14 protein-coding genes, 1 tRNA gene and 1 rRNA gene are annotated in these 20719 nt (G+C 70.8%); 12 read left to right on the forward strand and 4 right to left on the reverse strand.

Going from position 1 to position 20719, the window contains the following annotated elements:
* The 3 genes from rrf to ADK52_RS26730 form a co-directional block, all read left to right on the forward strand.
* A 5S ribosomal RNA gene (gene rrf, locus ADK52_RS26720) occupies nt 1-97 on the forward strand; the annotation flags it as partial.
* 5 nt (nt 98-102) lie between these two features.
* Nucleotides 103-178: transfer RNA gene (locus ADK52_RS26725), tRNA-Thr, on the forward strand.
* 196 nt (nt 179-374) lie between these two features.
* Entirely contained in the window at nt 375-989 is a 615-nt protein-coding gene (locus ADK52_RS26730; protein WP_053692396.1) for an HdeD family acid-resistance protein, read from the forward strand.
* A 72-nt stretch (nt 990-1061) separates the two neighbouring features.
* On the opposite strand, the gene ADK52_RS26735 is transcribed toward ADK52_RS26730, so the two are convergent.
* Nucleotides 1062-3647, reverse strand: a complete 2586-nt coding sequence (locus ADK52_RS26735) for a SpoIIE family protein phosphatase (RefSeq protein WP_063783945.1) — start codon at nt 3645-3647, stop codon at nt 1062-1064.
* Between the two features lie 168 nt (nt 3648-3815).
* Here ADK52_RS26735 and ADK52_RS26740 point away from each other — a divergent pair, with 168 nt between their 5' ends.
* The 9 genes from ADK52_RS26740 (at nt 3816) to ADK52_RS40520 (ending at nt 18196) form a co-directional block, all read left to right on the forward strand.
* A complete protein-coding gene (locus ADK52_RS26740; protein ID WP_182508532.1) occupies nt 3816-9353 on the forward strand; it encodes a HAMP domain-containing protein in 5538 nt (1845 codons plus the stop codon).
* Between the two features lie 277 nt (nt 9354-9630).
* Nucleotides 9631-10311, forward strand: coding sequence for a response regulator (locus ADK52_RS26745; protein WP_053692398.1), 681 nt, complete (start codon nt 9631-9633; stop codon nt 10309-10311).
* A gap of 144 nt (nt 10312-10455) precedes the next feature.
* The gene (locus ADK52_RS26750) at nt 10456-13248 is read left to right on the forward strand and encodes an FtsK/SpoIIIE family DNA translocase (protein ID WP_053692411.1); all 2793 of its coding nucleotides are present in this window, start codon (nt 10456-10458) and stop codon (nt 13246-13248) included.
* 217 nt (nt 13249-13465) lie between these two features.
* The gene (locus ADK52_RS26755; RefSeq protein ID WP_053692399.1) at nt 13466-14362 is read left to right on the forward strand and encodes a helix-turn-helix domain-containing protein; all 897 of its coding nucleotides are present in this window, start codon (nt 13466-13468) and stop codon (nt 14360-14362) included.
* Between the two features lie 115 nt (nt 14363-14477).
* Nucleotides 14478-15965 carry a 30S ribosomal protein S12 methylthiotransferase RimO gene (rimO, locus tag ADK52_RS26760; RefSeq protein ID WP_053692400.1) on the forward strand — a complete coding sequence of 496 codons (1488 nt, stop codon included), beginning with the start codon at nt 14478-14480 and terminating at the stop codon, nt 15963-15965.
* On the forward strand, nt 15962-16618 hold the full coding sequence (pgsA, locus tag ADK52_RS26765; RefSeq protein WP_053692401.1) for a CDP-diacylglycerol--glycerol-3-phosphate 3-phosphatidyltransferase: 657 nt from the start codon (nt 15962-15964) through the stop codon (nt 16616-16618). Before rimO ends, pgsA begins: the two co-directional genes overlap by 4 nt.
* Before the next feature lie 83 nt (nt 16619-16701).
* Nucleotides 16702-17205 carry a CinA family protein gene (locus ADK52_RS26770; protein ID WP_053692412.1) on the forward strand — a complete coding sequence of 168 codons (504 nt, stop codon included), beginning with the start codon at nt 16702-16704 and terminating at the stop codon, nt 17203-17205.
* Between the two features lie 109 nt (nt 17206-17314).
* The gene (locus tag ADK52_RS26775) at nt 17315-17689 is read left to right on the forward strand and encodes a helix-turn-helix domain-containing protein (RefSeq protein WP_030859700.1); all 375 of its coding nucleotides are present in this window, start codon (nt 17315-17317) and stop codon (nt 17687-17689) included.
* A gap of 165 nt (nt 17690-17854) precedes the next feature.
* Nucleotides 17855-18196: a hypothetical protein gene (locus tag ADK52_RS40520; RefSeq protein ID WP_420714934.1), complete on the forward strand. Its 342-nt coding sequence runs from the start codon at nt 17855-17857 to the stop codon at nt 18194-18196.
* Here the strand turns inward: ADK52_RS40520 and ADK52_RS26780 are convergent.
* From ADK52_RS26780 to ADK52_RS26790, 3 genes are all read right to left on the reverse strand, one after another.
* Entirely contained in the window at nt 18144-18914 is a 771-nt protein-coding gene (locus tag ADK52_RS26780) for an SDR family NAD(P)-dependent oxidoreductase (protein WP_053692402.1), read from the reverse strand. The two genes, ADK52_RS40520 and ADK52_RS26780, sit on opposite strands and share 53 nt — an antisense overlap.
* A 36-nt stretch (nt 18915-18950) precedes the next feature.
* Entirely contained in the window at nt 18951-19754 is an 804-nt protein-coding gene (locus ADK52_RS26785) for an Fpg/Nei family DNA glycosylase (RefSeq protein WP_053692403.1), read from the reverse strand.
* 91 nt (nt 19755-19845) lie between these two features.
* Nucleotides 19846-20529 carry a hypothetical protein gene (locus ADK52_RS26790; RefSeq protein WP_053692404.1) on the reverse strand — a complete coding sequence of 228 codons (684 nt, stop codon included), beginning with the start codon at nt 20527-20529 and terminating at the stop codon, nt 19846-19848.
* Between the last annotated feature and the right edge of the window lie 190 nt (nt 20530-20719).

Genomic DNA, 20719 nt, shown 5'->3' on the forward strand with positions numbered 1-20719 from the left:
GGAAACGCCCGGTTACATTCCGAACCCGGAAGCTAAGCCTTTCAGCGCCGATGGTACTGCAGGGGGGACCCTGTGGGAGAGTAGGACGCCGCCGAACAACCCGCCCTTTTAGCTCAGTCGGTAGAGCGTCTCCATGGTAAGGAGAAGGTCAACGGTTCGATTCCGTTAAAGGGCTCCATCGAAAAAGCCCCCCGCCATATGGCGGGGGCCTTTTTTGTTTTTGGGCCGCAACCTGGGGTAGGCCGGCCGGGCTTCGAGAGCCGGACGAGCAGGCTGAATCACTACGGTCTAGGGTGGTTGTGAAGGGCACATAAGGTAAGTCCGGCGGCTCCGAGGTTGGTCCCACGGGCCGCGGCCTTGGCCCGGGAGGCGTGATGACCGTATCCCCCGACGCGGCGCCGCAGCGTACACAGAGCGACCCCGACGACGTCCTCAAGCAGCTCGGAAGCTCGTGGCACTGGGCACTCGGCTTCGCCCTCGCGACCCTGATCCCAGGCATCCTCATTCTCGTCTGGCCCGACGAGACACTGCACGTCCTGGCCGTCATCATCGGTCTGCAGTTCCTGGTGGCAGGCGTTTTCCGTTTCGTCACGGCCTTCTCACACGGCGGCGACGGGGGCGGCAGCAGACTGGCCGGCGTCCTCATCGCAATGATCGCGTTCCTGGCGGGCGTTCTGGTGCTACGGCATCCGATGCAGACAATCGGCGTGCTGTCCCTGATCGTCGGAGTGTTCTGGTTGCTGACGGGAGTGCTCAGGGCGTACACGGCGATCGCAGACCGCGCGCTCGTGCACCGGGGCCTGCTCGTCGGCCTGGGCATCCTCGGCGTCGTGGCCGGAATCGTCGTGCTCTGCTTCCCGGTGGACTCCGCCGTCGCCCTGACACGGCTCCTGGGACTCTGGTTCGTCCTGCTGGGCGTGTTCGAACTGGTGATGGCTCTGGCCCTGCGCTCTTCCACCCGCCGGCTCATGCAGACGCCCACGGTGTGAGTCACCAGCGGACTCGCAGCCACTGAACCGAGTCTGCATACGGTTCAGGGAAGACGGACCCGGTCGGCCTTCTCAGTCCCCCGTGCGCTGCTGGGGGACACGGAAGGCCAGGATGGCCATGTCGTCCGAGGCGGGTTCGGCCGCGAAGCGTTCCACCGCGCGCAGGATGCGGGCGGCGACGGCGCCGGCCGTGAGGCCCGTACAGGTGGTGAGCACCTCCGCGAGGCCGTCGTCGCCCAGCATGCGGGTGCCCTCGCGGCGTTCCGTCACACCATCCGTGACACAGAGCAGCACGTCGCCCGGGTCCAGCGTGAGGGTCTGTTCGTACAGGTCGAGGTCGTCGATCACGCCGAGCAGGGGCTGCGGGTCCGCGGCCGGGGTGACCTGGCCGTCCGGGCGCAGGCGGAGCGGCAGCGGGTGACCGGCGCAGACGACCTTCATCAGGGCGCCGCCGTCCGGCTGGGGGTGGAGTTCCCCGTACAGGAGGGTCAGGAAGCGGCTGCGGGCGCCCTCGTCGAGGATGGCCGCGTTGAGCCGCTCCAGTACGGCCGGGCCGCCCAGCCCCTCGCGGGCCAGCAGGCGCAGGGCGTGCCGGGCGAGGCCGGTGACGGCGGCCGCCTCGGGGCCCGTACCGCAGACGTCGCCGATGGCGAAGCCGTACGCGCCGTCGCGGATCGGGAAGACGTCGTAGAAGTCGCCGCCCACCTCGTTGCCCTCGCCGGCCGCGCGGTAGATGACCTCGACCTCCATGCCGGGGATCGCGGGGGAGCCGGGCGGGAGCAGGCTGCGCTGGAGGGAGCGGCTGATCGCGGTGCGCTCGGAGTAGAGGCGGGCGTTGTCGAGGGCGAGGGCGGCCCGGCGGGAGAGGTCCTCGGCGAGTTCGAGGATCTCCTGGCGGAAGTGCTCCTCGGACGGCTTGCCGAGGGTCAGCATGCCGATGACGCGGTTGCGGGCCAGGAGTGGGAGGACGACGGTCTCCCCGCCGACCGCCTTGGCCGTCGCCGGCCAGGGCCGGGCGCCGGCCTCGCGGACCGGTTCGGGCGGGCTGACGCGGGAGAGCAGGGCCTTGAGGCCGTCGATGCGCTCCTCGTCCTCGTGCAGGACGTACGAGAGGTACGGATCGGATGACTGGTCGGCGATGGTGTAGACGGCGCACCAGGTGGCGAGGGTCGGGACGGTCATCTGGGCCATGAGGGCCAGGGTCTGGTCCCGGTCGAGGGTGCCCGCGAGCAGGTCGGAGGCCTCGACGAGGAAGGACAGGGAGCCGCGGCGCAGCCGTTCCAGCTCGCCGAGGCGGGCGGATTCGACGGCGAGGGCGATGCGGTCGGCGGCGAACTGGAGGCGCAGGGCCTCGGCGTTGGAGTAGCGGCCGGGGATCTCGGCGGCGACGCCGAGGGAGCCGGTGAGCCGGCCTTCGACCTTGAGCGGGACGGTGATCACCGATCGCATGCCGGTGGCCTCCAGGAGCGGGACGGCTCCGGGGACGGCGGCGAGGTCGTCGTGGACGGCGGGCATGCGGGCCGAGCCGTACCGGTTGGTGCCGGCCTCGACGGGGACGCGGGCGAAGCGCTGGCGGGTGGAGGGGAGCCCGGTCGTGGCGCGGACCTCCAGCTCCGTCTCGTCGTCGGTGGCCAGCAGCAGGAACGCGGAGTCGGCGTCGAGCATGTCGCGGGCGCGTTCGACGGTGCGCTGGAGCAGGCCGTCCAGGTCGTCGGGGGCGGGGGAGCCGATGAAGACCTCGAAGGGGTCCGCGGCGCGGGGCTCGGTGAGCTGGAGGCTGTCGGCGGGGGCCACCCGTACGGGGGTCTGGAGCAGGGCCCGCTCGTCGTCGTGGACCAGCAGGCAGACGATGGAGGGCTCGCCATGGGCATCGCGTACCCGCAGATGGGATCCGTACACGGGGATGACGCGGCCGTCTGCGCCGCGGATGCCGTAGCTGCCCTCCCAGCGGGACAGGCGCAGGGCCTCGGCGATGCCGGTGCCGGTGCCGGGGGTCTGGGGCCAGGCGGCGAGCTCGGCGAGGGGGCGGCCGAGGACCTTCTCGGCGGAGTAGCCGAAGACGTGCTCGGCGTCCTCGTTCCAGGCGGAGATCGAGTCGGAGGCGTCGATCTGGAGGACGGCGACGCGGACCCGGCTGTCGGCGAGGGGCAGGAGGCGGTCCGGGACGACGGGTCCGGCGGATCGGGTACCGACCGGCCGGTCCGGGAGGTCGAGGCGGAACCACACGTGTTTGTGGGTGGCCGTGTACTCGACGCCCCAGCGGGTGGCGAGGGCCGCGCAGAGCATCAGCCCGCGGCCGTTCTCCCGGTCGGGGTCGGCGTACGGGCGCTCGCCGGGGTGCTGGAGCGGGAGCTCGCGTTCGGGGTACCGGTCGGCGATCTCGACCCGTACCCCGTCCCCGGAGCGCAGGCACAGTACCTCGGCCTTGGTGCCGGCGTGGACCACGGCGTTGGTGACGAGCTCGCTGGTGAGCACCACGGCGTCGTCGACGATGTCCGCGAAGCCCCAGCCCTGCAGGGTGTCGCGGACGAACGCCCGGGCCGCGGCGACCGAGCGCCCGAGGGGGTCGAAGCTGGCAGCCGCCCGAGCCGTGATCACGAATCTCCTTCGACGCGGTTGGACATCGGGTGCCAGGTTACTTACCTTCGCGGTCGGCATGGTGCCGTCGTCCGGGATTCCACCCGCAGGGTGCGGCCGGTGTGCGATGGTGCCGAAGTGTTATGGCCGGGTTCGGCCAGGGTGAAACACTGGGCAGGATCGGATAGCCGGGCGTGCGACTCGCCGGGTGTCGGTGGAACAGCGGTCGACCCTTTCGGGAGGGACACGGTGGAGTCTGGCGCAGCGGTGCGGCGAACGGGAACGCGCCCGAAGGGCGGGAGGTCCCGCCGGGGCGGCACGACGGAAGTCGATACCGCGGCCCTGAACCGGCTGCTCACGGCCCTGGTGTCGATGCGGGACGGGAACTTCCGCAAGCGGCTGACGGTGTCCGGCGACGGTGTGATGGCGGAGATCGCCGCCGTCTACAACGAGGTCGCCGACCGCAACCTCCACCTGACGGGAGAGCTCTCCCGGGTGCGGCGGATGGTGGGCCGCGAGGGCAAGCTCAGCGAACGGCTGGAAACAGGCGCCTGTGAGGGCTCCTGGGCGGCCGCGATCGACGCCTCGAACCAGCTGGTTGACGATCTTGCGCGGCCGGTGTCCGAGGTGGGCCGGGTGCTGTCGGCGGTCGCCGAGGGCGATCTCGACCAGCGGATGGATCTGCGGACGCAAAGCCCGGACGGGGCCGGGCATCCGCTGCGCGGTGAGTTCCTGAAGGTCGGGCGTACGGTCAACAACCTGGTCGACCAGCTGTCCGCGTTCACCGACGAGGTGACGCGGGTCGCGCTGGAGGTGGGTACCGAGGGCAAGCTCGGCGGTCAGGCCCAGGTCCGCGGAATGTCGGGTTCTTGGAAGGACCTGACGGACTCCGTCAACACGATGGCGTACCGGCTCACCGCTCAGGTGCGTGATATCGCTCTCGTCACGACGGCGGTGGCGAAGGGCGATCTGTCGCGCAAGGTCACGGTGCACGTGGCCGGCGAGATGCTCCAGCTGAAGAACACCGTGAACACGATGGTGGACCAGCTGTCGTCGTTCTCCTCCGAGGTGACGCGGGTCGCGCGCGAGGTGGGTACGGAGGGTGAGCTCGGCGGCCAGGCCAAGGTGCCCGGGGTCGCGGGCGTCTGGAAGGACCTGACCGACTCCGTCAACACGATGGCGGGCAACCTGACGGCCCAGGTGCGCGGGATCGCGCAGGTCACGACGGCCGTGGCCAACGGTGACCTGTCGCAGAAGGTGCGGGTCAGCGCGCGCGGCGAGGTGGCGCAGCTGGCCGAAACGATCAACCAGATGACCGAGACGCTGCGGACCTTCGCGGACGAGGTCACGCGTGTGGCCAGCGAGGTCGGGGCGAAGGGAACGCTCGGCGGCCAGGCGCAGGTGCCGGGGGCCGCGGGTACGTGGAAGGACCTCACCGACTCGGTGAACACGGTCTTCCGCAACCTCACCACGCAGGTGCGGGACATCGCGACGGTGACGACCGCGGTGGCCAACGGCGACCTGTCGCAGAAGGTCACGGTCGACGTGGCCGGCGAGATGCTGGAGCTGAAGAACACCGTCAACACGATGGTGGACCAGCTCCAGTCCTTCGGTGCGGAAGTGACGCGTGTGGCCCGTGAGGTCGGCGTCGAGGGTGAGCTGGGCGGTCAGGCGCAGGTGCCGGGTGCGGCGGGTACGTGGAAGGACCTCACCGATTCGGTGAACACCGCCTTCCGCAACCTCACCGGCCAAGTGCGCAACATCGCGCAGGTGACGACGGCGGTGGCCAACGGCGACCTGTCGCAGAAGGTCACCGTGGACGTCTCGGGCGAGATGCTCCAGCTGAAGAACACCGTGAACACGATGGTCGACCAGCTCTCCAGCTTCGCCGACCAGGTCACGCGGATGGCCCGGGACGTGGGCACGGAGGGCCGCCTGGGCGGCCAGGCCCGGGTGGAAGGGGTCTCGGGCACCTGGAAGGAGCTCACCGACTCCGTCAACTTCATGGCCGGCAACCTGACCTCCCAGGTGCGGCAGATCGCCCAGGTGACCACGGCGGTGGCCCGCGGCGACCTCTCCCAGAAGATCGACGTGGACGCGCGCGGCGAGATCCTGGAGCTGAAGAACACCATCAACACGATGGTCGACCAGCTGTCGGCCTTCGCCGAGCAGGTGACCCGGGTGGCCCGGGACGTGGGTACGGAGGGCCGGCTCGGCGGTCAGGCGCAGGTGCCCGGGGTGGCCGGCGTGTGGCGCGACCTGACGGACTCGGTGAACGGCATGGCCGGGAACCTGACCTCGCAGGTCCGCAACATCGCTCAGGTGGCGACGGCGGTGGCCCGCGGTGACCTGTCGCAGAAGATCGACGTGGACGCGCGGGGCGAGATCCTGGAGCTGAAGAACACCCTCAACACGATGGTGGACCAGCTCTCGAACTTCGCGGAGCAGGTGACCCGCGTCGCCCGCGAGGTGGGCACCGAGGGCATCCTGGGCGGTCAGGCGGAGGTGAAGGGGGTCTCCGGTACCTGGAAGGACCTCACGCAGTCCGTCAACTTCATGGCGAACAACCTGACCTCGCAGGTGCGCAACATCGCCGAGGTGACGACGGCGGTCGCGATGGGCGATCTCTCCAAGAAGATCACCGTGGACGCGAAGGGCGAGATCCTCGAACTCGTCACCACGGTGAACACGATGGTGGACCAGCTGTCCTCGTTCGCGGAGCAGGTGACGCGCGTTGCCCGTGAGGTGGGTTCCGAGGGCATCCTCGGCGGGCAGGCGCGGGTGCGCGGGGTGACCGGCATCTGGAAGGACCTGACCGACAACGTCAACCTGATGGCCAACAACCTGACCTCGCAGGTGCGCAACATCTCGCAGGTCTCGGCGGCGGTCGCCAACGGCGACCTGACCAAGACGGTCACGGTCGAGGCGCGCGGCGAGGTCGCGCAGCTCGCCGACACCGTCAACACGATGGTGAAGACCCTGTCCTCCTTCGCGGACGAGGTCACGCGCGTGGCCCGCGAGGTGGGTACGGAGGGCCGGCTCGGCGGCCAGGCGCACGTGCCGGGTGTGTCGGGTACGTGGAAGGACCTGACCGATTCGGTGAATTTCATGGCCTCCAACCTCACCGGCCAGGTGCGGCAGATCGCCATGGTCACGACCGCCATCGCCAAGGGCGACATGACCAAGAAGATCGACATCGACGCCCGGGGCGAGATCCTGGAGCTGAAGACGACGATCAACACGATGGTCGACCAGCTGTCCTCGTTCGCCGACCAGGTCACGCGGGTGGCGCGCGAGGTGGGTACCGAGGGCATCCTGGGCGGCCAGGCGCGGGTCCGGGACGTGGACGGCACCTGGCGCGACCTCACGGAGTCCGTGAACGAGATGGCCGGGAACCTGACCCGGCAGGTGCGCGCGATCGCGGCCGTGGCCACCGCGGTGACGCGCGGCGACCTCAACCTGAAGATCGACGTGGACGCGGCGGGCGAGATCCAGGTCCTGCAAGACAACATCAACACGATGATCGCGAACCTGCGCGACACCACCTTGGCCAACAAGGAGCAGGACTGGCTGAAGGGCAACCTCGCCCGGATCTCGGCCCTGATGCAGGGCCGCCGCGAGCTGGACGACGTGGCCTCGCTGATCATGAGCGAGCTGACCCCGGTGGTCTCGGCGCAGCACGGGGCGTTCTTCCTGGCGCTGCCCTCGGGGGCCACCACCGAGATCGGGACCGACGGCGGTCCGGACGGTTCGTACGAGCTGCGGATGCGCGGGAGTTACGCGTACGCGGGCGGGGCGGTGCCCACCTCCTTCCGGCCGGGGGAGGGGCTGATCGGGACCGTCGCCGAGGAGAAGCGGACGATCCTGGTCGAGAACACCCCGCCCGGCTACCTGAAGATCTCCTCCGGTCTCGGGGAGGCGCCGCCGGCGCACGTGATCGTGCTGCCGGTGCTGTTCGAGGGGAAGGTGCTCGGTGTCATCGAGCTGGCGTCCTTCCAGCCCTTCACGCAGATCCAGAAGGACTTCCTGAGCCAGATCGCCGAGATGATCGGCACCAGCGTCAACACGATCAGCGTCAACTCCAAGACGGAGATGCTGCTCAAGCAGTCGCAGGAGATGACCGAGCAGCTGCGAGAGCGCTCCGACGAGCTGGAGAACCGGCAGAAGGCGCTGCAGGCCGCCAACGCCGAGCTGGAGGAGAAGGCGGAGCTGCTGGCCCAGCAGAACCGGGACATCGAGGTGAAGAACACCGAGATCGAGGAGGCCCGGCAGGTCCTGGAGGAGCGCGCCGAGCAGCTCGCGGTCTCGATGCGCTACAAGTCCGAGTTCCTGGCGAACATGTCGCACGAGCTGCGCACGCCGCTCAACTCGCTGCTGATCCTGGCCAAGCTGCTCGCCGACAACGCGGACGAGAACCTGTCGCCCAAGCAGGTGGAGTTCGCGGAGACCATCCACGGGGCGGGCTCGGACCTGCTCCAGCTGATCAACGACATCCTCGACCTGTCGAAGGTCGAGGCCGGGAAGATGGACGTCTCGCCGACCCGGATCGCGCTCGTGCAGCTCGTGGACTACGTGGAGGCCACCTTCCGGCCGCTGACCGCGGAGAAGGGCCTGGACTTCTCGGTCCGGGTCTCCCCGGAGCTGCCCGCGACCCTGCACACGGACGAGCAGCGGCTGCTCCAGGTGCTGCGCAACCTGCTGTCGAACGCGGTGAAGTTCACGGACACCGGCGCGGTGGAGCTGGTGATCCGGCCCGCCGGGGCGGACGTGCCTGCTGCGATCCGCGAGCAGCTGCTGGAGGCCGGTTCGCTGGTGGAGGCGGACGCGGACCTGATCGCGTTCTCGGTGACGGACACCGGGATCGGGATCGCGGCGAGCAAGATGCTGGTGATCTTCGAGGCGTTCAAGCAGGCCGACGGGACGACCAGCAGGAAGTACGGCGGCACGGGGCTCGGGCTGTCCATCAGCCGGGAGATCGCCCGGCTGCTGGGCGGGGAGATCCACGCGGCGAGCGAGCCCGGCCGCGGGTCCACGTTCACGCTCTACCTGCCGCTGCACCCGAGCGAGCTGCCACCGCAGGGGTACGCGCCGCCCACGCCCGGCGGCGGGCGCGGCGAGGTGTACCGCAGGCAGGTCGACGGGGCGCGGCCCGCGCTGCCGGCGGCACCGGCGGCGCCCGTCTCCGCGGCGCAGACGCAGGCGCAGCCGCAGCACGTACGGCCCGGGCTGCCGGCCGCCGAGCCGGCCGGTCAGGGGCAGGGCGGCGCCGCGCTGTTCCGGCGGCGGCGCAAGGCGCTGAGCGACCTGGAGCCGCGTACGGCGGTGCCGGGGCAGCCGAACGCGCAGGGGACCGAGGACGGTTGGGTCAACCCGGAGGAGGAACTTCCGGTGGTGCCCCGGTCGTACGACTTCCACGGCGAGAAGGTGCTCATCGTGGACGACGACGTCCGCAACGTGTTCGCGCTGACCAGTGTGCTGGAGCAGCACGGACTGGCGGTGCTGTACGCGGAGAACGGCCGGGAGGGCATCGAAGTCCTGGAGCAGCACGACGATGTGACGGTCGTACTGATGGACATCATGATGCCCGAGATGGACGGGTACGCGACGACCTCGGCGATCCGGCGGATGCCGCAGTTCGCCGGGCTGCCGATCATCGCGCTGACGGCGAAGGCGATGAAGGGGGACCGGGAGAAGGCGATCGACTCCGGTGCTTCCGACTATGTCACCAAGCCCGTCGATCCGGACTACCTGCTGTCGGTGATGGAGCAGTGGATGCGCGGCAAGTGATCGGCGGCCGAGCACTCTGATACCAATTGCTGACTGACCGTGGCGAAAACGGTGTGAAAGGGCGGGAGGCGGGGAACCTTCTGCTCTCCCACACCGTTTCTGCTTCGTGCACAGTGACATCCTGGTGACAGGGTGTGGCGATCTCGGGACTGGGGCTACGATGACCGGCACAAGGACGGACGGCGCAAGGATGCCGTCCTCTTCTGGGGCGGGGCCCGGCGTACAGGCCGGTGCCAGGAGCCGGGGAGGCCCCATGCCGGGGCGAGGAGGACAGGGCATGGTGCAGAAGGCCAAGATCCTCCTGGTCGATGACCGGCCGGAGAATCTGCTGGCGCTGGAGGCCATCCTCTCCGCGCTCGATCAGACACTGGTCCGGGCGTCGTCGGGGGAGGAAGCGCTCAAGGCGCTGCTGACGGACGATTTCGCGGTCATCCTGCTGGATGTGCAGATGCCCGGGATGGACGGATTCGAGACCGCCGCGCACATCAAGCGGCGTGAGCGGACCCGGGACATTCCGATCATCTTCCTCACCGCGATCAACCACGGTCCGCACCACACGTTCCGCGGCTACGCCGCCGGCGCGGTGGACTACATCTCCAAGCCCTTCGACCCGTGGGTGCTGCGGGCCAAGGTCTCGGTGTTCGTGGAGCTGTACACGAAGAACTGCCAGCTGCGGGAGCAGGCGGCGCTGCTGCGGCTCCAGCTGGAGGGCGGCGGCTCCAACGGCGATGCCGGCAAGGAGACGGCCGGCCTGCTGGCCGAGCTCTCCGCGCGGCTCGCGGCGGTCGAGGAGCAGGCCGAGGCGCTGACCAAGCAACTCGGCGAGGAATCGGCCGACGCGGCGGTCGTGGCGACCGCGGCCCACCTGGAGCGCAAGCTCACCGGACTGCGGCGGGCGCTCGACGCGCTGGAGCCCGGGACCGGCGGGGGAACGCCGGTGCTGCCCGCGCAGAACTGAGCCCGTCGAGGGGCGGACGGCTGTGCCGTTCGGACGGCCGCCATGTCTGGCGGTGCGTCAAAGCGCTGACACGGGGCGCGACACGAACGGGTGAAGGGGTGGGCACGCGTGTCCACCGGCGCGCGCACCGGTAACCTCGGCCCCATGGCCTCACGTACGTCCGGCAAGGGTTCCCAGAGCGCAGCGGGCACCGCGAAGGGCCGCACCGGCCGGACGACGGCGCCGGCGAAGAAAGCGGCCGCCGCGCGCGGGTCCGCCGCGAAGAAGACCGCGGCACCCCGGCGCGCCCCCGCCAAGAAGGCGGCGCCCAAGCCCGCGCCGTCCCCCACCGGGGGCGTGGTGCGGTTGGTGCGCGCCGTGTGGCTGGGCTGTGCGCACGCGGTCGGCGCGGTCTTCCGCGGGGTCGGCCAGGGGGCCAAGAACCTCGACCCGGCCCACCGCAAGGACGGCGTCGCGCTCCTGCTGCTCGCCCTCGCGCTGATCGTCGCCGCCGGCACCTGGTCGAACCTGAGCGGTCCCGTCGGGGATCTGGTCACCATGCTGGTCACCGGCGCCTTCGGGCGGCTGGACCTGCTCGTGCCGATCCTGCTGGGCGTCATGGCGGTGCGTTTCATCCGCCATCCCGAGCAGCCCGACGCCAACGGCCGGATCGGCGTCGGCCTCTCCGCGCTGGTCATCGGCGTCCTCGGTCTCGTGCACATCGCCTGCGGGGCGCCCGGCCGCGACGAGGGCACCACCGCGATGCAGAACGCGGGCGGGCTGATCGGCTGGGGCGCCTCGAAGCCGCTGATCTTCACCATGGGCGCGCCGCTGGCCGTGCCGATGCTGGTGCTGCTCACGATCTTCGGGCTGCTCGTGGTCACCGCGACCCCGGTGAACGCGATCCCGCAGCGGCTGCGGCGGCTCGGCATCCGGCTGGGGATCATCGCCCCGAACGAGTACGACGAGGGGTACACGGAGGGCGGCGCCGCCGACCGGCACGACCCCGAGCAGTGGCGGGCCCGGTCGGGGACCGCCGGTGCGGGCGCTGCCGCGGATTCCGCCGATCCCGCCGACGCCGCCGAGGAGCAGGCGCTCGCCCGGCGGCGGCGCCCGCGCCGGACCCCGGCCCGGCCGGCCGCCGAGCGGGAGATGGACGCCGTCGACGTGGCCGCGGCGGCCGCCGCCGCGCTGGACGGGGTGGTCTACGGCGGAATGCCGCCCTCCCCGCTGGTGGCCGACCTGACGCACGGCATCTCGGTGGAGCGCGAGGGAGCGGAGATCACCGCTCCGGTGCCGCCGGCGCGGGTGGAGCGGCCCAAGGCCGCGGCGCCGGCGCCGGACCCGGACCCGGAGCGGGCCGAGCCGCCGCACGACACCACCGCCGCGGCGTCCGGGACCCTGTCCGTGCCGGACCTGACCAAGGCCCCGCCGCAGACCCAGGCCCTGCCGCCCCGCGCCGAGCAGCTCCAGCTGCGCGGGGACATCACGTACGCCCTTCCCTCCCTCGACCTGCTGGAGAAGGGCGGGCCGGGCAAGACCCGCAGCGCCGCCAACGACGCGGTCGTGGCCTCGCTGACCAACGTGTTCTCCGAGTTCAAGGTCGACGCGCAGGTCACCGGCTTCACCCGGGGCCCGACGGTCACCCGGTACGAGGTCACGCTCGGCGCGGCGGTCAAGGTCGAGCGGATCACGGCGCTGGCCAAGAACATCGCGTACGCCGTGGCCTCGCCGGACGTGCGGATCATCAGCCCGATCCCGGGCAAGTCGGCGGTGGGCATCGAGATCCCGAACACCGACCGCGAGATGGTCAACCTGGGTGACGTGCTGCGGCTGGCGGACGCGGCCGAGGACGACCACCCGATGCTGGTGGCGCTCGGCAAGGACGTCGAGGGCGGCTACGTCATGGCCAACCTGGCGAAGATGCCGCACGTGCTCGTCGCCGGCGCCACGGGCTCCGGAAAGTCCTCCTGCATCAACTGCCTCATCACCTCGGTGATGGTGCGGGCCACCCCGGAGGACGTCCGGATGGTGCTCGTGGACCCCAAGCGCGTCGAGCTGACGGCGTACGAGGGCATCCCGCACCTGATCACGCCGATCATCACCAACCCCAAGCGGGCCGCCGAGGCGCTCCAGTGGGTCGTGCGCGAGATGGACCTGCGCTACGACGACCTGGCCGCCTTCGGCTACCGGCACATCGACGACTTCAACCAGGCCATCCGGGACGGCAAGATCAAACTGCCGCCGGGCAGCGAGCGGGAGCTCAGCCCGTACCCGTACCTGCTCGTGATCGTCGACGAGCTCGCCGACCTGATGATGGTGGCCCCGCGCGACGTCGAGGACTCGATCGTCCGCATCACCCAGCTGGCCCGCGCGGCCGGCATCCACCTGGTGCTCGCCACCCAGCGGCCCTCGGTGGACGTGGTCACCGGCCTGATCAAGGCGAACGTGCCCTCGCGGCTGGCCTTCGCCACCTCCTCGCTCGCCGACAGCCGGGTCATCCTCGACCAGCCGGGCGCCGAGAAGCTGATCGGCAAGGGCGACGGGCTGTTCCTGCCGATGGGCGCGAACAAACCGGTCCGCCTCCAGGGCGCCTTCGTCACCGAGGACGAGATCGCCGGGATCGTCCAGCACTGCAAGGACCAGATGGCGCCCGTCTTCCGGGACGACGTCACGGTCGGGCAGAAGCAGAAGAAGGAGATCGACGAGGAGATCGGCGACGACCTGGACCTGCTGTGCCAGGCGGCCGAGCTGGTGGTCTCCACCCAGTTCGGGTCGACCTCGATGCTCCAGCGCAAGCTCCGGGTGGGTTTCGCGAAGGCCGGCCGGCTCATGGACCTGATGGAGTCGCGGGGGATCGTCGGCCCGAGCGAGGGTTCGAAGGCGCGCGACGTGCTGGTCAAGGCCGACGAGCTGGACGGGGTCCTCGCCGTCATCCGGGGAGAGACCCAACCGTGATTCTTGGGCGGGCAACCGTTTCCCCTGGGCCCGCGTCAAGTTGAGGGAGGTGGCGGCACCGTGCCCGGTGCCGGGCCGCCACAGCACCCGGACTTCCCACACTGTTCGGATTGCCATTCGGATGGCGTAGGAAGTCCACCCTCCGGTTGCTCCACCCTTTCGTCACCCCCCTAGACTGGACATCCAGCAGGTGGCTACACGCTCGAAAGGCGCCCTCGTGTCCATCGGCAACTCCAACTCCCCCGAAGATGAGCGTCCTTCGACCGACGACCGGTCCGAGGACCGCATCATCGAACGCACGGCCGAAGGACCGTCCATCGGGACGGCCCTGAAGAAGGCCCGGATCGCCGCCGGGCTCACTGTCGACGAGGTCAGTTCCACCACCCGCGTGCGCATCCCGATCGTGCACGCGATCGAAGCTGACGATTTCACGCGGTGCGGCGGCGACGTCTACGCCCGCGGTCACATCCGTACGCTCGCCCGCGCCGTCCACATCGATCCGGAACCCCTGGTCGACGCGTACGACGCGGCCCACGGCGGCCGGCCGGCCCCCACGCCCGCCGCGCCGATGTTCGAGGCCGAGCGCATCCGTCCCGAGCGGCAGCGGCCCAACTGGACCGCGGCCATGGTCGCCGCCATCGTCGCCGTGATCGGCTTCGTGGGCTTCACCGCCTTCAGCGGCGGCGACGCGAAGGACAAGCGGCCGGTTGCGGACGCCTCCGCCGCCCCGCAGGCAGCGCCCAAGCAGTCGGCCGGGAAGCCGGCCGCCCAGCCGCAGCAGACCCCGAAGGCCCCCAAGCCGGAGCCCTCGGACAGTGCGATCGCCGCCGCGCCCAAGGACCTCGTCACGGTGGTCCTGACGGCCAACGACGGCGAGAGCTGGATCTCCGCGAAGGACCACAGCGGCCGGCTGCTGTTCGACGGGACGCTGGCCCCGGGCGAGTCCAAGACCTTCACGGACAAGGAGTCCATCGACCTCGTCCTCGGTGACGCCGGGGTCGTGAAGCTCTTCGTGAACGGCAAGGAGATCAAGGACGATTTCCAGCCGGGTCAGGTGGAACGCCTCACATACACCAAGGACGACCCCCGCCAGGGACCGGCCCAGGCGGGCTGATATAGCGCTGAATCCGTGATTCCGGGTCCCCGGGGTGCTGCGCCGCACCCCGGGGATCTTGGTTTACCGGGACTTGGGGCGGGGGTCGGCGTTTGGACAAAGTAGTCTTGAGTCCATGCCCGAACGCCGTACCGTCGCCCTTGTCACTCTTGGCTGCGCCCGTAACGAGGTGGACTCGGAGGAGCTCGCAGGCCGCTTGGCGGCGGATGGCTGGGAGCTCGTCGAGGACGCCGCCGATGCGGACGTCGCCGTCGTCAACACCTGTGGCTTCGTCGAAGCCGCCAAAAAGGACTCCGTAGACGCCCTCCTGGAAGCCAACGATCTCAAGGATCACGGCAAGACCCAGGCCGTCGTCGCCGTCGGCTGCATGGCCGAGCGCTACGGCAAGGAGCTCGCCGAGGCGCTCCCCGAGGCCGACGGCGTGCTCGGCTTCGACGACTACGCCGACATCTCCGACCGCCTCCAGACCATTCTGAACGGCGGCATCCACGCCTCCCACACCCCGCGTGACCGGCGCAAGCTGCTGCCGATCAGCCCCGCGGACCGCCAGGAGAGCGCGGTGGCGCTGCCCGGCCACGCGCAGGAGCCGGTGGCCGAGGCCCCCGCGGACCTGCCGGACGGGGTCGCGCCCGCCTCCGGGCCGCGCGCGCCGCTGCGCCGCCGCCTGGACAAGAGCCCGGTCGCCTCGGTCAAGCTCGCCTCCGGCTGCGACCGGCGCTGCTCCTTCTGCGCCATTCCGTCGTTCCGCGGCTCCTTCATCTCGCGCCGCCCCAGCGATGTGCTGGGCGAGACCCGCTGGCTCGCCGAGCAGGGCGTCAAGGAGATCATGCTGGTCTCCGAGAACAACACCTCGTACGGCAAGGACCTCGGCGACATCCGCCTGCTGGAGACCCTGCTGCCCGAGCTGGCCGGGGTGGACGGCATCGAGCGCGTCCGCGTGAGCTACCTCCAGCCGGCCGAGATGCGGCCCGGCCTGATCGACGTACTGACCTCGACCCCCAAGGTCGTGCCGTACTTCGACCTGTCCTTCCAGCACTCGGCCCCCGACGTGCTGCGCGCCATGCGCCGCTTCGGTGACACCGACCGGTTCCTGGAGCTGCTGGACACCATCCGCACCAAGGCCCCGCAGGCCGGCGTCCGGTCCAACTTCATCGTCGGCTTCCCCGGCGAGAGCGAGTCGGACTTCAAGGAGCTGGAGCGCTTCCTCACCCACGCGCGGCTCGACGCGATCGGCGTCTTCGGCTACTCCGACGAGGACGGCACCGAGGCCGTCACGTACGAGAACAAGCTGGACGAGGAGACGATCGCCGAGCGGCTCGCGCACATGCAGCGGCTCGCCGAGGAGCTCACCTCGCAGCGCGCCGAGGAGCGGATCGGAGAGACGCTGGAGGTACTCGTCGAGTCCGTGGAAGCGGTCGACGAGGAGGGCGACGGAGCCTACGGGCGGGCCGCGCACCAGGCGCCCGAGACCGACGGCCAGGTCGTCTTCACGGACAGCACGGGCCTGGTGCCCGGCCGTATCGTGACGGCGAAGGTGGTCGGCACGCTGGGCGTGGACCTGGTGGCCGAGCCCCTGCACCTCGACGAGGAGGCGGCCGGATGACCGGAGTCCCGGCATCTGCGGCGGGCGGGACCGGCCGCCGGCCCGCGCCCGGCGCGAAGCTGGGGGCCGCGGCGGTCAATCAGGCCAGCCTCTGGAACATCGCGAACATCCTGACGATGATCCGGCTCGTCCTGGTGCCGGGATTCGTCCTACTGCTGCTCGCGGACGGGGGCTATGACCCCGTCTGGCGGGCGTGGGCCTGGGCCGCGTTCGCCGTCGCCATGATCACGGACATCTTCGACGGGCACCTGGCCCGTACGTACAACCTGGTCACGGACTTCGGGAAGATCGCCGACCCCATCGCCGACAAGGCGATCATGGGGTCGGCGTTGATCTGTCTCTCCTGGCTGGGCGACCTGCCGTGGTGGGTGACCGGGGTGATCCTCGGTCGGGAACTCGGGATCACGCTGATGCGTTTCTGGGTCATCCGGTACGGGGTGATTCCCGCCAGCCGGGGCGGCAAGCTCAAGACCCTGGCCCAGGGGACGGCGGTGGGCATGTACGTGCTCGCGCTGACCGGGCCGCTGGCGAGCTTGCGCTTCTGGGTGATGGCGGTCGCCGTCGTGCTGACCGTGGTCACCGGTTTGGATTACATCCGCCAGGCCGTCGTGCTGCGGCGGCAGGGGCTGGAAGCGGAGCGGGCCGCAAGGTGACATACGCGGTGGGGGAATCTCCGGTGGTCGGTGGGGCGTCTTCGGGCGCCGCGGAACCGGCGGGGGAGACCGGGGCCACCGCAGTGCTCGCCGCGGAGGTGCTGCGCCTCCTTGCGGAGAGTGACCAGACGCTCGCCGTCGCCGAGTCGCTGACCGGCGGGATGGTGGCCGCGGAGCTCACCGGCATCGCCGGGGCCTCCCGGTCGTTCCGCGGTTCGGTCACGGCGTACGCCACCGAGCTGAAGCACCGGATCCTGGGAGTGGACGCCGGGCTGCTGGCAGCGGAAGGTGCGGTGAACGCGCAGGTCGCGGCCGAGATGGCGGCCGGCGTACGGCGCGTGCTGGGTGCATCGTGGGGGATCGCGACCACCGGAGTGGCCGGTCCGGACCCGCAGGACGGGCAGCCGGTCGGCACCGTTTTCATCGCCGTGGCGGGTCCGGCGGGCAGGAAAACCGTCCCGCTGAGGTTGAACGGCTCCCGTACGGAAATCCGTAGGGAGAGTGCACGGACAGTGCTCGAACTGCTCTCGAGCGAACTCCGCGAGAATGCGCGGGGGCAGGATACGGAACAGAACGGGGGGATTTGATGTTTGCAGCCCTGAGTGAACACGACATAGCTCCCCGCACGGCCGCGGCGCGAGGCGGTACGGTGGGGCGTGAAGGATGCGGCTACACGGTCAGAGGAGGGAGCCACCGATGATTCTGCTCCGTCGCCTGCTGGGTGACGTGCTGCGTCGGCAGCGCCAGCGCCAGGGCCGTACTCTGCGCGAAGTCTCCTCGTCCGCCCGAGTTTCTCTCGGCTATCTTTCCGAGGTGGAGCGGGGGCAGAAGGAGGCATCCTCCGAGCTGCTCTCCGCGATCTGCGACGCGTTGGACGTACGGATGTCCGAGCTGATGCGCGAGGTCAGTGACGAGCTGTCGCTGGCTGAGCTGGCACAGTCGGCTAGCGAACCGGTCACGGTACCGGTCCGCCCGATGCTCAATTCGGTCTCCGTGGCTTCGGTCACGGGCGGGCCGGAGCGGGTGACCATCAAGGCGCCTGCGGAAGCGGTGAATGTCGTAGCCGCGTGAGTTCGATGCGCGAGCTGTGAAGAAATGAGCGTGGCCGGAGCCCCGGCCGGTGCCTGGTGCACCGGCCGGGGCTCCGGGCCGTTCTGGGTGCGCGGCCGGGGGGTGTACGGGAGGATGGGGAATCCGGACGAGTCCGGAACGCGGCCCTGATCCCGGGAGGAAGCCGTGCGGCGGTTACTGCGGATACCCCCGGTACTGGGCATACCCCCGGTGGTGGCCCTCGCGGTGGCGATGGGCGCGCTGTGGTGGTGGGCGGTGCTGAGGCTCGCGCTGGTGCCGGGCGAGTCGGGCCCGGTGGAGGGCGCGGTGGCCGTGGGCGGCTGGGGTCTGGGCCTGCTGCCGGTGCACTGCACGCCGGGGCCCGTACGCAGGGCCCGGCGGGCGGCGGCCGAGGAGGCGGGAGCCGACGGGCCGGACGCCGAGCCGGTGGACGGGATCCCGGCCGACCGGGCGGCTACCAGGGCATCGACACTCCGCCGTTCGGGCGGAGGATCTGGCCCGTCATGAAGGACGAGGCGTCCGAGGCGAGGTAGAGCACGGCCTGGGCGATGTCCTCGGGCTCGCCGACGCGGCGCAGGGGGGACATCCGTACCATCGCGGCCTCGGTCTGCTCCTGGACCTCGGGGCTGTGCCGGCCGGTCATCGGGGTGCGGATCCAGCCCGGGGCGACGGCGTTGACGCGGATGCCGTGGGGGCCGGCCTCGGTGGCGAGGGTCTTGGTGAGCTGGACGACGGCGGCCTTGGCGGCGCTGTAGCAGAGCAGGCCGGGCTGGGCGGCGTCCACGGCGCCGGAGGCCATCGTGATGATCGATCCGGGACGGCCGGCCGTGATCATGGCGCGGGCGGCCTCCTGGCAGGTGCGCAGCACCCCCTTGAAGTTGATGTCCAGGACCCGGTCGAGGTCCTCGTCGGAGGTCTCCAGGACGCTGCTGGTGTGCATGATCCCGGCGATGGCGGCGGTGATGTCGAGCGGTCCGGCGGCGGCGACGGCGGCGCGCAGGGCGGCCCGGTTGGTGACGTCGAGGGGGTGGACGGTGGCGGACCCGCCGGCCTTGGCGACGAGGTCGGCCGTCTCGGCGAGGCCCTGCCCGTCGCGGTCCGCGCAGTGCACGGCGGCGCCCGCCTCGGCGAGGAGGACGGCGGTGGCGCGGCCTATGCCGCTCGCGGCGCCGGTGATCAGGGCGGTCCGGCCGGTGAGGTCGTACGGGGCTCTGGGTGTGGGCATGCCGGGACGGTACGATCGGATCTGACGGAGCGTCAACTAGGCGGACGGGGTGGGGCCGGATTGGCAGCGAGGGCACCAGTACGTCGGGCGGTCGTCCTGCGGGGCCTCGCGGACGGGGGTGCCGCAGCGCAGGCAGGGGCGGCGGGCGCGGCCGTACACGAAGAGCTCCTGGCCGCGGCGGCGGCTGCCGGTGGTGTTGCGGACCGCGCTGTCGCCGGTGTTGGCGCGCAGCAGGCGGTGGGCGGCGCCCGCCAGTCGGACGGCGGTGGTCCCGGGGTCGGGGAGGCCGCCGACCGGGGTCCAGGGGGTGACCTGGGCGAGGAAGCAGAGCTCGGACTTGTAGATGTTGCCGATGCCGGCCAGGTTGCGCTGGTCGAGCAGGGCCTCTCCGAGCGGGCGCCCGGGGGCGGCGAGGAGATTGGCGGCGGCCTTCTCCGCGTCCCAGTCGGGGCCGAGGAGGTCGGGGCCCAGGTGGCCGACGGCCCGCTCCTCCTCGGAGGTGCGCAGCAGCTCGACGACGGGGAGGCGGTAGCCGACGGCCGCGTGCCCGGCGGTGGCGAGGACGGCGCGGATCTCGTACGCGGGGCCGCCGTGCCACTTCTCCTGCGCGGCGAAGACCCGCCAGGAGCCCTCCATGCCCAGGTGGGTGTGGAGGGTGAGCCCGCCCTCGAAGCGGGCGAGGAGGTGTTTGCCGCGCGGGGTGACGTCCAGGGTGGTGCGGCCGGTGAGGTCGGCGGTGGCGAAGCGGGGGACGCGCAAGTCGCTGCGGGTCAGCTTGTGGCCGGCCAGGGCGGCGTGCAGCCGGGCCGCGGCGCGCCAGACGCTGTCTCCTTCGGGCATGGCGCCATTGTCGCCCCGCGGGGCCGGGACGGCCGCGGCCCCCGCCGCGCCGTGGCGTGGGCGGGGGCCCGGTCGTCGGGAAGGGAAGGACCTACTTCCAGAAGAGGCCCTTGCCGTCGTTCAGGTTGTTGTACGGGTCGCCCCAGTACTCGGCGCCGACGACCTTCGTCTGGGCGGAGGGGGCCAGGGCGATGGCGCAGCTGGTCTGCGTCTGGCCGTTGGTGAAGCCCTTCGGCAGCGTCTCGTCCTTGCACTTCTCGAACTTGCCGATGACGGAGACGCCCTGGGCCTCGGTGCCGTCCGGGAGCAGGCCCTTCATGTGGCCGACGGAGGCGTACGAGAGGTCCACGGTGCCGATGTTCTTGACCGAGTAGCGGACGTAGTAGGGGATCATCCCCTTGACCTTGTCGCCCAGCTTGAGGGCGTCCAGGTCGGCCGGCTGGCCCTGCTCGACGGCGGTGACGGTGAGGGCGATGGTGCCGCCCTTGGTGTTGCCGTAGCTGAACGGCACCTGCGCCGTCTCGCCGATCTTGAAGGTCTGGCCGGGCTTCGCCTGGCCCGCCGCGGGGGCCTGGCCGCCGCCGGCGGAGGGGCTGGCCGGGGTGCTGGGCTGCGCGGAGTCGTATCCGCCCGAGCTCGGCTGGGCGGCCGGCGTGCTCGGCTGCGCGGGTGCGACCTCTTCGTTGCCGCTCTTGCAGCCGGTGAGGGTCAGGGTTCCGGCAACCGCCAGACCGATGACGCCCGTTGTCGCTCGCCGCATGGTGTTGGTGCTCACTTTTCCGGTCCCCCATGAGTGTGATCTTTTGACGTGGCATCGTCAGGACTGATGCCTGCGGTGATCTTGATAGTCCAGAAGGGGGCGGGGGTGCCAGCTGAGACGGGCTTCGTGACGTGCTCAAGACATAAGCGCAACATAAGCGGGATGGTCGAGACCGGAATGCCGGATTCCGTCACAGGATCCCCGC

It is taken from the genome of Streptomyces sp. WM6372 (genome assembly GCF_001279655.1).
In the GTDB taxonomy this organism is placed as follows: domain Bacteria; phylum Actinomycetota; class Actinomycetes; order Streptomycetales; family Streptomycetaceae; genus Streptomyces.